The organism is Streptomyces sp. NBC_00727, assembly GCF_045161745.1.
Taxonomy (GTDB): Bacteria; Actinomycetota; Actinomycetes; order Streptomycetales; family Streptomycetaceae; genus Streptomyces.
The window spans coordinates 492,854-506,287 of the sequence record NZ_CP108981.1; the positions used below are offsets into that span (position 1 = coordinate 492,854).

The following is a 13,434-nucleotide window of genomic DNA, read 5'->3' on the forward strand; positions in this document are numbered from 1 at the left end:
CTATGTCGGGTGTCTGGCGTTGGCGGCACAACCCGCTTCGCCGGGCGACGGACCGGTGCGAGGCGTGGCTGGCGCTGCTCGCGTTCTTCCTGCTCATGCTGGCGGCTCCGGCACTCGGCTGGCTCTGCGGGGCCAGGACCGACGCGGCGCTGCAGGCGTCGGTGCGCGCCCAGCGGGCCGATCGTCACCTCACCACCGCCGTCGTGGTGCGCCGGGCGGCCGCCACCCGTCTCGTCACCGACCCCGAGATATCCACCGGCCGGGTGACGCGCCCCGAGGTGGTCGCGCAGTGGCAGGCCCCGGACGGCACCGCGCGCACCGCGACGGTGACGACCGCCTCGCGCAACGCGGAGCCCGGCGCGCGGGTCCGGATCTGGACCGACCGGGACGGCGGTCCGGCGCTGCGGCCGATGGACATGCCGACGGCGCACACGCACGCGGTGCTGGCCGGGTTCGGTACCGCGATGCTGGCTGCCCTGCTGATCGAGTGCGGCCGGCGCCTGCTCATGTGGCGCATGACGCGACGGCGGTACGAACGGATCGACCGGGCGTGGGCCGCGGTGGGTCCGGACTGGGGCAGGACGGGCACGGGCAGCTAGAGGGAGCCGGGCGAGCCTCCCGGTCCCGATCCGCCGGGGCGGGTGCCGGGACCTGCGGATCGGGTCAACTCCGGCCCTCGGCGCGCGCTACGGTGGACCGGCCCGCCCGTCGCTCACTCCGGCAGGCGGACCCCGGCTGGTCGCTGCCGCGAGGCCGGCGACACGGGCATCACACACGCACGAGGCGGGGACACGACAGCGCCATGGCACAGGGCACGGTCCAGGTGACGCACACCGGCACATCGCGGTGGCGGCGCCGCACGGGCGAATACGCCTCCCTCACCGCGGCGCTCGAAGCGGCGGCGGACGGTGATGTGCTCACCGTCGCGCCCGGCACCTACCGGGAGAACCTGGTCATCGCCCGCGCGGTGACGCTGCGCGGTCCCGAGGGCTCAGTCGGCTCCGTGCGCATCGCCCCCGCCGACGGAGTGCCGCTGACACTGCGCGCCTCCGCCATCGTCCAGGACCTCCATGTGGAGGGCCAGGACTCGGCGGCCCCGGCCGTGCTCATCGAGGAGGGCGCCCCGGAGATAACGGACGTGCGGGTCGTGACCCGGTCCGCCTCGGGCGTCGAGGTGCGGGGCGCCGCCCGCCCCACCGTCCGCCGGTGCACCGTGGACAATCCGGCCGGCGTCGGCATCGCCGTACTCGACGGCGCCGGCGGCGTGTTCGAGGAGTGCGAGATCGTCTCGTCCGGCCAGTCCGGGGTCGCCGTGCGGGACGGCGGTCATCCCCGGCTGGAGCGCTGCCGGGTGCACCACGCCTCGGGCGCGGGCCTGTCGGTGACCGGCGAGGGCAGCGGCCTGGAGGCGCTGGGCTGCGAGGTGTACGAGATCAAGGGCAGCGGGATACAGGTGACGGCTCGGGCCTCCGCCCACCTCACCGACTGCACCGTGCACCGCACCTCGGCGGACGGCGTCACGCTGGACACCGACGCGGTGCTCACGCTGGCCGACTGCGACATCCACGACATCCCGGAGAACGCGGTGGACCTGCGTTCGCGGGCGGTGCTGACGCTGACCCGTTCGACGGTGCGCCGCTTCGGCCGCAACGGCCTCTCCGTGTGGGACCCGGGCACCCGGGTCGATGCCAACCAGTGCGAGATCCACGACAGTACGGGCGACTACCCGGCGGTCTGGGTCAGCGACGGGGCGACGGTGATACTGGACTCCTGCCGGGTCCACGACGTGCCGGACGCCCTGTTCGTCCTCGACCGGGGCTCCCGCGCCGATGTCGTGGACAGTGATCTCTCCCAGGTCCGCAACACCGCGGTGTCGGTCAGCGACGGGGCGACCGCGCAGCTCGACGACTGCCGCATCCGCGAGGCGTCGACCGGCGCCTGGTTCCGGGACCACGGGAGCGGCGGCACGCTGAACAACTGCACCGTGGACGCGGCGCAGACGGGCGTGATCGTCACCAAGGGCGCCGACCCGGTGATCGAGCGGTGCACGGTGACTTCGCCAGCCGAGGCCGGGTTCTATGTGTCGGCCGAGGGCCGCGGGACATTCAACGGCTGCCGGGTGACGGGCAGTGAGGGGTACGGCTTCCATGTGATGGAGGGCTGCCGGACGACGCTGACCCGGTGCCGCACCGAGCGGTGCGCCCGCGGTGGTTACGAGTTCCCCGAGGGCCCGGGCCACGGGGACGGCACGGGAAGCGGGCTGGTCGTGGAGGACTGCACGAGCGACGAGAGCGGGCTGCGTACCGCCACTCCCCCGCCGGCCACCGTCCTGACGGCCGCGCAGTCCTCGCCCGGGCTGCTCGGTTCGGTCCCCGCGCCGCGCCCGGTGGAGGCCGCGCCGGCGGCACCGGCCGAGCCCGCGCGCACCTCCGGGGAGGTCCTGGGTGAGCTGGACGCTCTGGTCGGCCTGGACAGCGTCAAGCGCGAGGTGCGGGCCCTCACGGACATGATCGAGGTGGGGCGCAGGCGCCGGGAGGCGGGCCTCAAGGCGGCGTCGGTCCGGCGTCATCTCGTCTTCACGGGCTCCCCGGGCACCGGCAAGACCACGGTGGCGCGGCTGTACGGCGAGATCCTGGCCGCGCTCGGTGTGCTGGAGCGGGGCCATCTCGTCGAGGTCTCCCGGGTCGACCTGGTCGGTGAGCACATCGGCTCGACCGCCATCCGTACGCAGGAGGCGTTCGACCGGGCGCGCGGCGGGGTGCTGTTCGTCGATGAGGCGTACGCGCTGTCGCCCGAGGACTCCGGGCGGGACTTCGGCCGGGAGGCGATCGACACACTGGTGAAGCTGATGGAGGACCACCGGGACGCGGTGGTCGTCATCGTCGCCGGGTACACCCAGGAGATGGAGCGGTTCCTGACCGTCAACCCCGGTGTGGCGTCCCGGTTCTCGCGGACCATCACGTTCAGCGACTACGACCCGGCCGAGCTGCTGCGGATCGTCGAGCAGCAGTCCCAGGAGCAGGAGTACAGCCTGGCGTCGGGCACCGGTGAGGCGCTGCTGAAGTACTTCACCGAGCTGCCCAAGGGCCCGGCCTTCGGCAACGGGCGCACCGCTCGCCAGACCTTCGAGTCGATGGTCGAGCGGCACGCCGGCCGGGTCGCCCAGCTCGCCGATCCGAGCACGGACGATCTCACTCTGCTGTACCCGGAGGACCTCCCGGAACTGCCCTGAGGTCCTCGGCCGGGTCCGCCTGGTGGGGCAGGACGGGGTCGAGCCGTTCCAGGAGGGCGGCGCGTTCCTCGGCGAACACGGGGTCGGCCTGGTAGTCGGAGTGGCCGAGCACCGGTTCCGGCAGCGGGTGTTCGGGGGTCCGCCCGTAGACCAGCGGGTCCCTGAGGGGGCCACGGTCGACCTCGGGTCCGGACTCCTCACCGAGCCGGATCTCGCCGCCGATGGGGTCGGTGGCCCGCCACAGATTGCGCCAGCAGTGCACGGAGCGGTGCAGCCCGTGGAGCTGCCCGGGCCCGAAGTAGGCCGGGAACCATCGGCCGTAGAGCCGTTCGATCGGTGATCCGTAGGTGAGCAGAGCGACCCGGGAGCGGGTGCGGGCGGGCAGCTGCCAGACCGCGGAGGCGGCCAGGACGCTGCCCTGCGAGTGACCGGAGATGACGAGGCGGCCCCGGGTGCGGCCGGTCCAGCCGGACATGCGGGACGCCAGGTCGGGCACGGCGCGTTCCGCGTAGCAGGGTGGGGCGAAGGGGTGGGCGGCGCGCGGCCAGAACGTACCGACGTCCCAGAGGATGCCGATCGTGCGCCGGGCGGAGGCGTCGCGGTAGGCCCGTCTGCCGCAGGCGACGAAGACGAGGAAGCCGAAGCCGACCAGCCAGGAGCCGGTGGACTGCGCCGCTTCGGCCACCGATTCGAGGAACGGCCCGCTGCCGTCCAGCGCGAGTCCGGGGACCTCGCCGGTGGTCCAGGAGCCGATCACCGCCCCCGCGCCCAGGAACAGAGTGGCGCCGGACACGAGCCCCAGCATGCCGGGTGCCGAGTCGGTGAGCGCGGCCGTGGCCCGGATGCGGGCGATCCGCTTGGTCCGTGACGGATCGGGAAAGGGCTCGCCGTACTCCGCGTCGACCACGGGTTCCAGCCGACGGGCGACCAGCCAGGTCCGCAGGCCGAGCCAGGCGCCCGGGATCAGGAGCAGCAGCAGGAGGACGGGGATGACGGACGCCTGCCAGCTGAGCAGGACCGGTGGCCCGTCTATGAAGGCGCTGCGCCCCATGCCGGGGCTGCCGGGTCCGTCGAGCCAGTCGGCGACGCGCTGGGCGACACCGCCGGTCATCACGCCGCCGAGCGCGCAGGCGAGCATCGCGACCGCCGGTCCGCCGAGGCCGCGCAGGACGGTGCGCGGCTCGGGGCTGCGCCGGTACAGGTCGAGCGAGATCGCCGCGAGGAGGACCACCAGGATGCCCTCGGCGACGCTGACCGCCCGGAACAGCGTGACGTCACCGGGGAGCCTTCCGGAGGAGGTCCAGCCGGGGCGGGACCAGGCTGCGTGGACGGCGGCGAGGACGAGGAGGGCCAGCGCGGCGCCGGGCAGCCAGGTGATGAGGGCCCGGTCGAGCCGGTTGTCGAGGCGCCGTTCGCTGCGGCCCCGGCGGCAGACCACCCAGAGCACGACGATCAGCCCGCCGGCGAGCGCGCCCTCGATGAGCCGGCCGAGGACCGGGGCGACCGGTCCGGCGACGGCGCGGTCGTGGCGGGCGGCGGCCTCCGTGACGGCCGCGGCGACGGTGAGGAAGCCGGCGGCGGTGTGGGCGGCGCGCAGCCGTGCGACGAGGCGGCGCCCGTACCAGAATCCGGGCCGGCCGAGCGCGGGGCGCACGGGGTCGGGGGCGGGTGTCTCGCCCGGCTCGTCCTCGTCGTCCGCGTCCGCCGCCCCGGTCAGCGGCCGTTGGGACTCGTAGGCGCTCCAGGTGCGGTTGGACAGGAACCAGAGCAGCCCGACCAGCGCGGCCGGCACCACGGCGGCCAGCGCGAGGCGGCGGCCGGGCTGGGACCACCAGCCGCCCTGCTCGGCGGAGAGGAAGCCCAGCCACGAGCGCCGTCCCGAGCAGACCGGCACGCCCGCGCACTGCCAGGCGGTGAGGTCGAGCGCCACCTCGCAGGCGGCGGCGGTCAGCAGCACGGTGAGGCTGAGCGCGACGAGCCGCACGAGGACGCCGTAGAGCCGGATGGCGCGGGGGCGCCGCCGGGCGGTGGGGCGCATCCAGTGGGCGAGGTTGATCACCATGAACGGGAGCAGCAGCAGCCACAGCGCGCGGGAACCGTTGCCGGAGGTGAGGTTGGACCAGCAGTACGCCTCGGCGATGGGCTTGTCGCGGTACCGCTCGGGGTGCTGTTCGGCGTCGACATCGGTGGAGCGCCGGTAGATGGCCGCAGTGGTGTCGCCGGTGACGCGGACCGTGCGCGGGTCGACGAGCATGTCCTGGGGGGTGGTCCCGCCCACCCCGTGGACCAGTAATTCAAGCGCGGGCCCGGTGCTGCGCGGGGCATGGGTGGGAGGGGGCACGTGGGTCTCGCTCTCGCAGGGGGAAGGCGGCTGATGCCCGGTCACCGCGATCGCGGGCGGGCGCGGATGGCCGCGTCGTTCCTATCGAATCTCCCCAGGGCGACGGTCCGCGACACCGCGTGGCAGGATGACTCCGTCGATACGGACTCCTGTACGGCCAGAGGAAAGGGCGGGGCCCAGCGTTGAGCGAGAATCAGAATCTGCTCGCGGAGCAGCGGCGTGCGCTGATCCTCGACGAGGTGCGCCGGCGCGGCGGGGTGCGGGTCAACGAGCTGACCCGGAAGCTGAACGTCTCCGACATGACCGTGCGCCGCGATCTGGACGCGCTGGCCCGGCAGGGAGTGATCGAGAAGGTGCACGGCGGTGCCGTGCCCGTGGTCGAGGCGAGCACGCACGAGCCGGGTTTCGAGGCCAAGTCGACGCTGGAGCTCACCGCCAAGGAGGACATCGCCCGCGCCGCCGCCGCGATGGCCGTGCCCGGCAGTGCGATCGCCCTGTCCGGGGGCACCACGACGTACGCGCTGGCCCAGCATCTGCTGGACGTGCCGGACCTGACGGTCGTGACGAACTCGGTGCGGGTCGCGGACGTGTTCCACGCCGCGCAGCGGCCCGGAGCGCCGGGCGGTCGTCCGGGGGCGGCGACGGTCGTCCTCACCGGCGGGGTGCGTACGCCGTCGGACTCGCTGGTCGGTCCGGTCGCCGACCGGGCGATCGCGGCGCTCCACTTCGACGTGCTGTTCCTCGGGGTCCACGGGATCTCGGTGGAGGCGGGGCTTTCCACGCCGAACCTCGCGGAGGCGGAGACGAACCGGCGGTTCGTGCAGTCGGCCCGACGGGTGGTGGTGGTCGCCGACCACACGAAGTGGGGCACGGTCGGTCTGAGCTCGTTCGCCGCGCTGGACGAGGTGAGCACGCTCGTCACGGACGCCGGTCTGCCGGCGGGTGCGCGGGCGGAGATCGAGGAGCATCTGCCGGGGCTGCTGGTGGCCGGAGGCGACGAGTCCGCGGGCTGAGGATTCCGCTCCGCTCGTGACAGGGCCGTCACCCCCTAGGATCGGGGTGTGGCCGTCTTCCGGATCGAGCGCTTCACCTCGTTGCCCGCCGCCGAGTCCTGGCGCAGGGTGACGGACTGGGAACGGCATGCCGCGCATGTGCCGCTGACGACGATCACGGTGCCGACGGGGCTGCCGACCCGGGTGGGGACGGTTTTCGTGGCGCGCACCGGAGTGGGTCCTCTGGCGTTCGACGACCCGATGGAAGTGGTCCGCTGGTCGCCGCCCGCCGGGAGCCGCGCGGGGATGTGCCGGCTGGAGAAGCGCGGCCGGATGGTGCTGGGCCGGGCGTCGATCGACGTGTATCCGAACAGGGCCGGCTCCCATGTGGTGTGGGTGGAGGAGTTGAGCGTGCGGCTGCTGCCACGCTGGGCCGACCCGGTGCTGGCCGGTGCGGGGAAGCGGGTCTTCGGCCGGGTGCTCGACGTCATGCTGGACCGGCCCGCGCGCGGGTACGGCTGAGCGGTCAGGCCTCCGGCCAGCTGCCGGTGGCCAGGAAGTGGTCGATGGTCCGGGTGTACGGGGCGATATCGAGGCCCTGGGCGGTCAGCCAGGAGTCGGAGTAGTACTTGTCGAGGTAGCGGTCGCCGGGGTCGCAGATCAGAGTGACGACGCTGCCGCCGGCGCCCTGGGCGACCATTTCGGCGACCAGTTTGAAGGCGCTCCACAGCCCGGTGCCGGTGGAGCCGCCGGCCTTGCGTCCGATGGCCCGTTCCAGGGCGCGCACGGCCGCGACGCTCGCCGCGTCCGGGACCTTCATCATCCGGTCGATGGCCCCGGGCACGAAGCTCGGTTCCATGCGCGGCCGGCCGATGCCCTCGATGCGGGAGCCGCAGTCGCTGGTGGCGTTCGGGTCGTGGTGGGTCCAGCCGTCGAAGAAGCAGGAGTTCTCCGGGTCGGGCACGCAGATCCTGGTGTCGTGCTGCATGTAGTGCACGTAGCGCGCGATGGTCGCCGAGGTGCCGCCGGTGCCGGCGGTGGCGACGATCCAGGTGGGCTCCGGATACCGTTCGAGCCTCAGCTGCTGGTAGACGGACTCGGCGATGTTGTTGTTGCCCCGCCAGTCGGTGGCCCGCTCGGCATAGGTGAACTGGTCCATGTAGTGGCCGCCGGTCTCCGTGGCGAGCCGCGCCGATTCCTCGTAGATCCGGCGCGAGTCGTCGACGAAGTGGCAGCGGCCGCCGTGGAATTCGATGAGGCGGCACTTCTCCGGGCTGGTGGTGCGGGGCATCACGGCGATGAACGGCACCCCGATCAGTTTGGCGAAGTACGCCTCCGAGACGGCGGTCGAACCGCTCGACGCCTCGATGACCGGCTTGCCGGGCCGGATCCAGCCGTTGCAGAGCCCGTACAGGAAGAGCGAACGCGCCAGCCGGTGCTTGAGGCTGCCGGTGGGGTGCGTCGACTCGTCCTTGAGATAGAGGTCGATGCCCCAGCTCTCGGGCAGCGGGAAGAGCAGCAGATGGGTGTCGGCCGAGCGGTTGGCGTCGGCCTGGACCTTGCGGACGGCCTCTTTGAGCCAGGCGCGGTAGGCCGGGTCGGACCGGTCGATGTCGACGGTCGCCGCGGCTGCGCCGCCGTGCCCGTGCTCACTGGTGTCCATTTGCGCGCTTCTCCTCGTACGACCGGTCTCGACGCGGCCCACGATAAGCCCCCCACCTGCACAAACGTTGACTTTGATGGTCCATAGCACTGCCTTGGTGTCGCGGCCGGACCTCGGTGCCCCCACGCGGCCCGAATGCGCCGTTTACGTACCGTCCCGCTCTGGTGCGGGCGCCCCCGGATGGGCACACTTCGTTTCAGAAGCATGACGAAGGGGGCGAAGGGGCCATGTCCGAAACGGAGTTCAGCACCACGGGCGTGACGGAGTTCAGCGCGACGGGCGTACGCATCGACCGGTGGGCGCGCTCGGTCACCAGGGCGGGGCAGGTGACCGTCAAGGACGGCCGGGTGGCCCTCCTGACGAGTTACGGGCGGGAGATCGACAGCGCGCCGGTGGGCACGGTGAGCGCGGGCAGACCCTGGTTCGCGGGGGCGGACGCCACGGTGGCGCGGGTCAACGGGACGCGGTACCGGCTGACGATGCGGCCGCCGGACGGCAAGCCCGGCGACGTGGCGCCCTCGCACCGGTTCCTGGAGGCGTTGTACAGCGCGGGAGGGCGGCGGAGCTGAGAGCGGCGCGGCGGGCGGCACCGCGAGTTGCGGAGCCGTATGCCCTGAGCGACATTGGAGTCACGTCACTCATGGTGTACCGGCGGTGACACTGTGATCCAGGCCGCCGGCCCGGACTCAGCAGCGAGCCATGTGCTGGATCCGTCCCTTCGTCTTCTTCCGGACCTATTTCGGGGAGTCGCAGCCGTGATCAGCGAGCCAAGCAGGCACTGCACGGTGGAGCTCCAGGCCCTGCCGTCGCGGATCGGTCAGGTCCGCAGAATCATCTCGGCGCAACTGCGCTACTGGCATCTCGATTCTCTGATCGACCAGACAGCGCTGGGCGTCACCGAGCTCCTCACCAACGTCCACCGGCACGCACAGCCGGACAAGTCATGCACCGTCGAGATCGAGTTGCTGCTCGAACGGCTCACGGTGTCCGTCCACGACCACGACCCACGGCTGCCGACCGTGCGCGAGGCCGACGACTCCAGCACCTCGGGGCGCGGGCTCGCGCTGATCGCCGCGGTCAGCGAGAGCTGGGGCGTCCGTCCCCGCGGCGAGTCCGGGAAGGTCGTGTGGTTCACGCTCCCCGCACCGGACCGGCTCGCCCGCCCGTCGCTCGTGTACGGGGCGACGACCGACGGGCCGTTCGACCTGAGCGGCCTGAAGCATCTGGAGGGTTCACCGCCGTCGACGGCACGGTCGGCCGTGGTGGGCTGAGACCACAGGAGCGGGGCATCCCACGTGGGATGCCCCGCTTCCGTGTCGCACGGCAGCGAGCCCCTCCGCATGAGCCGCCCCCATTCTGTACCTACTAGTATGTACACTGTCCGCATGAGCACTCAGGACCGTCTGATCGAGGCCACCCGGGAGCTCCTGTGGGAGCGCGGTTACGTGGGCACCAGTCCCAAGGCCATCCAGCAGCACGCCGAGGTGGGCCAGGGCAGCATGTACCACCACTTCACCGGCAAGCCGGACCTGGCGCTGACCGCCATCCGCCGTACCGCCGACGAGATGCGGGAGGCCGCGGGCGGGGTGCTCGACGCGCCCGGGTCGGCGTACGAGCGGATCTCGGCCTATCTGCTGCGCGAGCGCGACGTCCTGCGCGGCTGCCCGGTGGGGCGGCTGACCATGGATCCGGAGATCATCGCGAGCGACGAGCTGCGGGAGCCGGTGGACGAGACGATCACCTGGCTGCGCGGCCGGCTCGCCGCGATCGTCCGGGAGGGCGTCGGCGCGGGCGAGTTCGCTCCCGGCCTGGTGCCCGAGGACATCGCGGCGTCGATCGTCGCGACGGTGCAGGGCGGCTATGTGCTGGCCCGCGCCGCCGGCTCGACGGACTCCTTCGACGCGGGCGTCCGCGGACTGCTCGCCCTGCTCGCCCCGCCCGCCTGACCCACGGACCGCTTCAGGAGCAGCCGCCCATGCGTATCAGCAGGAACCGCCCGGACACCCAGCAGGGGCCGTCCGCGCACTTCAACGGCACCGTCTGGCTCGACGAGATCGCCGCCCCCGAACCGCCGTCCCGGCTGCGGATGTTCAGCGTGCACTTCGCACCGGGCGGCCACACCTCCTGGCACACCCACCCGCACGGCCAGGTCCTGCACGTCACCGAGGGCGAGGGCCTGGTGCAGCGCCGGGGCGGCCCGGTCGAGACGATCCGCGCGGGCGACACCGTGTGGATCGAGCCGGACGAGTGGCACTGGCACGGGGCGTCGCCGCGCACGTTCATGACCCATCTCGCCGTCGTCGAGGCCGCCGAGGACGGCAGCACCATCCACTGGCACACCGACACCCGCGTCGCCGACTACCCGGCATCCTGAGGAGCCTTCGATGCACGCCATGCAGTACGAGATCACCCTCCCCGCCGACTACGACATGGGCGTCATCCGCCACCGCGTCGCGACCAGGGGCCACCTCCTCGACGACTTCCCCGGGCTCGGGATCAAGGCGTACCTGATGCGGGAGCGGGGCGAGGACTCCCCGGTCAACCAGTACGCGCCGTTCTACCTGTGGACCCGGCCCGAAGGCATGAACGCCTTCCTCTGGGGCTCCGGATTCCAGGGCGTAGTCCAGGACTTCGGCCGGCCCGCGGTGCAGCACTGGACCGGACTCTCGTACGAGGAAGGCCCGGCATCGGGCGCACTCCCCCGCACGGCCACCCGCCACCGCTCGACCGTGCCGCAGTCGGCCGCCCCGGCGGACGCGGTGGAGGCCGCGCTGGAGGAGAGCCGGCGGCTCGCGAAGGCCCCCGGCGCGGTGGCCACGGCACTGGCGGCCGACCCCCGGCACTGGGAACTCCTCCACTTCACGCTCTGGGACGACCCTGCCCCGAAGGCGCCCGGTGAGCGCTACCAGGTGCTCCACCTCAGCAGCCCCGAGCGGGACCGGCTCGGGGAGGGGCGGCAGTGGTAGCGCTGGTCCGCACCGTCCTCGGTGACATCCCGCCCGGTGAGCTGGGGGTCTGCGACGCGCACGACCACCTCTTCCTGCGCAGCCCCGCGCTGCCGGGCCAGGAGCTGGACGACCCCGGACCGGCGGCCGAGCGGCTGCGCGCCTTCCACGCGCTGGGCGGCCGGGCGGTGGTGCAGTGGACGCCGCACGGCATGGGCCGCGGGGCCGGCGCGCTGGCGGAGCTGTCTCGTACGACGGGCGCGCACGTGGTGGCCGCGACGGGGCTTCACCAGGCGGTGCACTACCCGCCGGAACTGCTGGACCGGATCAGGGGCGACCTCGCCGCGATGTTCGTCGCGGAGCTGACCGAGGGCATCGGCGCCACGGGCGTGCGGGCCGGTCTGATCAAGGTGGCCGGCGCCTTCCACACGCTCGACGCACACGCCCGCCTCACCATGACCGCGGCGGCCGAGGCCCATCACCACACGGGCGCGCCGATCGCCGTCCACCTGGAGCTGGGCACGGCCGCGCTCGACGTCCTGGAGCTGCTGTGCGGCGACTTGGGCGTCCCGCCGCACCGGGTGATCCTGGGCCACCTCGGCCGCTCCCCGGACGGGGCGGCGCAGCGGGAGGCGGCGCGGGCGGGGGCCTTCCTGGCATTCGACGGACCCTCGCGGGCCAACCACGCGACGGACTGGCGGCTGCCGGACGAACTGGCGGAGCTGGCCGGGGCGGGGTTCACCGGGCAGTTGCTGCTGGGCGGTGACACGACGGTGCCGGAGACCCCCGGCATGCCGTACCTGCTGCGCCGGCTGCGGCCCCGGCTCGAGGAGGTGCTGGGCGCCGAGGTCATGGAGACGGTGCTGGTCGCCAACGCGGCCCGGGCGTTCGCGTTCGAGGCGCCGGGGGTCTGAGCCCACTCAGGCCAGCGCCCCCAGCGGGTCGTCCAGGACCGGCTGCCAGGCCAGTTCCGCCGCCCCGACCAGGCTGTTGTGGTCGAGGGTGCAGGGCAGGATCGGCACGCTTCCGCTGCGCCCCCACAGGCTGCGGTCGGCCACCACCGCCCGCAGCCGCTCGGGGTCGGCGTCGAGCAGGGCGCGGTGCAGCCCGCCGAGGATGATCCGGTCCGGGTTGAGGATGTTGACGAGACCGGCGAGCCCGAGGCCGAGCCGGTCGATCAGCTCCTCGGCCGCCGTGCGCACCGCCGGGTCCTCGTACTCGTTGCGCAGCAGGTCACCCGACTGCTTGAGCAGGGACTCCTCGGGGCCCGGGGTGCGTCCGGCGGCGGTGAGGAACGCGAGCGGGTCGGTCTCGACGTCCAGGCAGCCCCGGCCCCCGCAGTGGCAGGGGCGGCCCTCCGGGTTGACGGTGAGGTGGCCGACCTCCAGGGCGAGACCCGAACTCCCGGTGTGCAGGCGGCCGTCGAGGACGAGCGCGCCGCCCACGCCGCGGTGTCCGGTGGCCACGCACAGCAGGTGCTGCGCCTCGCGCCCGGCGCCGTGCCGGTGTTCGGCCAGCGCGGCGAGGTTGACGTCGTTGCCGGTGAACGCCGGTCCCTCGATGCCTGCTTCGCGTACGCAGGTGGCGAAGATCTCGCGGACCGGGGCGCCGGCGGGCCAGGCGATGTGGAGCGGGTTGAGGGCGGTGCCCTCCGGCTCGGCGACCGCCGACGGCACCGCGAGTCCGGCCCCGACGCACCGCAGTCCGCTGTCCCGCAGCAGCCGGGCGCAGTCGTCGACGACCTCGCCGATGACCTGGGCCGGGTCGGCGGTGATGGTGACGCAGCCGGGCGCGGTCGCGACGAGCCGGCCGCCGAGCCCGACGAGCGCGGCGCGGAAGCCGTCCGCGTGCACCTGGGCGGCGACGGCCACCGGCCCGGACTCCCGTACGGCCAGCCGGTGCGAGGGCCGGCCCTGCGAGCCCGCGGCCGAACCGGGGCTGGAGTCGACCCGGATCAGGCCGAGCGCCTCCAGTTCGGCGGCGACCGCGCCCGCCGTCGCCCGGGTGACCCCCAGCTCGGAGGTGAGGACGGCACGCGTGGGCGCACGTCCGGTATGGACCAGTTCCAGGGCGGGTCCGAGCGCGCTGCGGCCCCTCTCCAACTTCGTCCGGGTGGTGGTCGCCTTGCCGTTCATGGGGGCGAGTCTCCCATGATCCGTGGGTGCGTTTGACGCCGTGGTGGCCGACTTGCCCCGGGTGCGCACCCACGCGCCCCGCGCTTCGGGCCGGGCGGGGCATCCGTCTTGCGCCGGCTGTCGGGC

The 13,434-nt window shown here is 73.3% G+C and carries 12 protein-coding genes and 1 pseudogene; 10 read left to right on the top strand and 3 right to left on the bottom strand.

Annotated elements, in window-relative coordinates:
* The first annotated feature begins 2 nt into the window (after positions 1 to 2).
* The gene (locus OG242_RS02175) at positions 3 to 599 is read left to right on the top strand and encodes a hypothetical protein (protein WP_405896513.1); all 597 of its coding nucleotides are present in this window, start codon (positions 3 to 5) and stop codon (positions 597 to 599) included.
* Positions 600 to 802: 203 nt separating this feature from the next.
* A complete protein-coding gene (locus tag OG242_RS02180; RefSeq protein ID WP_405896514.1) occupies positions 803 to 3,232 on the top strand; it encodes a right-handed parallel beta-helix repeat-containing protein in 2,430 nt (809 codons plus the stop codon).
* Here OG242_RS02180 and OG242_RS02185 read toward each other — a convergent pair.
* Positions 3,205 to 5,486 (bottom strand): annotated as a pseudogene (locus OG242_RS02185) (hypothetical protein); the annotation flags it as partial. The gene OG242_RS02180 and the pseudogene OG242_RS02185 overlap by 28 nt on opposite strands.
* A gap of 269 nt (positions 5,487 to 5,755) precedes the next feature.
* Here OG242_RS02185 and OG242_RS02190 point away from each other — a divergent pair.
* Together OG242_RS02190 and OG242_RS02195 are read left to right on the top strand one after the other, a co-directional pair.
* Complete coding sequence (locus tag OG242_RS02190) at positions 5,756 to 6,586, top strand: DeoR/GlpR family DNA-binding transcription regulator (protein ID WP_405896515.1); 831 nt, start codon at positions 5,756 to 5,758, stop codon at positions 6,584 to 6,586.
* Positions 6,587 to 6,634: 48 nt separating this feature from the next.
* The gene (locus tag OG242_RS02195) at positions 6,635 to 7,087 is read left to right on the top strand and encodes an SRPBCC family protein (RefSeq protein ID WP_405896516.1); all 453 of its coding nucleotides are present in this window, start codon (positions 6,635 to 6,637) and stop codon (positions 7,085 to 7,087) included.
* A gap of 4 nt (positions 7,088 to 7,091) precedes the next feature.
* On the opposite strand, the gene OG242_RS02200 is transcribed toward OG242_RS02195, so the two are convergent.
* The gene (locus OG242_RS02200) at positions 7,092 to 8,228 is read right to left on the bottom strand and encodes a PLP-dependent cysteine synthase family protein (protein ID WP_405896517.1); all 1,137 of its coding nucleotides are present in this window, start codon (positions 8,226 to 8,228) and stop codon (positions 7,092 to 7,094) included.
* Positions 8,229 to 8,455: 227 nt separating this feature from the next.
* Here OG242_RS02200 and OG242_RS02205 point away from each other — a divergent pair, with 227 nt between their 5' ends.
* The 6 genes from OG242_RS02205 (at position 8,456) to OG242_RS02230 (ending at position 12,087) form a co-directional block, all read left to right on the top strand.
* Complete coding sequence (locus OG242_RS02205; protein WP_405896518.1) at positions 8,456 to 8,797, top strand: hypothetical protein; 342 nt, start codon at positions 8,456 to 8,458, stop codon at positions 8,795 to 8,797.
* 186 nt (positions 8,798 to 8,983) lie between these two features.
* The gene (locus OG242_RS02210) at positions 8,984 to 9,499 is read left to right on the top strand and encodes an ATP-binding protein (protein ID WP_405896519.1); all 516 of its coding nucleotides are present in this window, start codon (positions 8,984 to 8,986) and stop codon (positions 9,497 to 9,499) included.
* Between the two features lie 114 nt (positions 9,500 to 9,613).
* Positions 9,614 to 10,174: a TetR/AcrR family transcriptional regulator gene (locus OG242_RS02215; protein WP_405896520.1), complete on the top strand. Its 561-nt coding sequence runs from the start codon at positions 9,614 to 9,616 to the stop codon at positions 10,172 to 10,174.
* A 29-nt stretch (positions 10,175 to 10,203) separates the two neighbouring features.
* Positions 10,204 to 10,602, top strand: coding sequence for a cupin domain-containing protein (locus OG242_RS02220; RefSeq protein ID WP_405896521.1), 399 nt, complete (start codon positions 10,204 to 10,206; stop codon positions 10,600 to 10,602).
* A gap of 10 nt (positions 10,603 to 10,612) precedes the next feature.
* The gene (locus tag OG242_RS02225; protein WP_405896522.1) at positions 10,613 to 11,194 is read left to right on the top strand and encodes a DUF4865 family protein; all 582 of its coding nucleotides are present in this window, start codon (positions 10,613 to 10,615) and stop codon (positions 11,192 to 11,194) included.
* A complete protein-coding gene (locus OG242_RS02230) occupies positions 11,188 to 12,087 on the top strand; it encodes a phosphotriesterase (protein ID WP_405896523.1) in 900 nt (299 codons plus the stop codon). The genes OG242_RS02225 and OG242_RS02230 overlap by 7 nt, the downstream gene beginning before the upstream one ends.
* 6 nt (positions 12,088 to 12,093) lie before the next feature.
* Here OG242_RS02230 and OG242_RS02235 read toward each other — a convergent pair whose 3' ends face one another.
* Positions 12,094 to 13,308, bottom strand: coding sequence for an ROK family protein (locus OG242_RS02235; protein ID WP_147973729.1), 1,215 nt, complete (start codon positions 13,306 to 13,308; stop codon positions 12,094 to 12,096).
* Between the last annotated feature and the right edge of the window lie 126 nt (positions 13,309 to 13,434).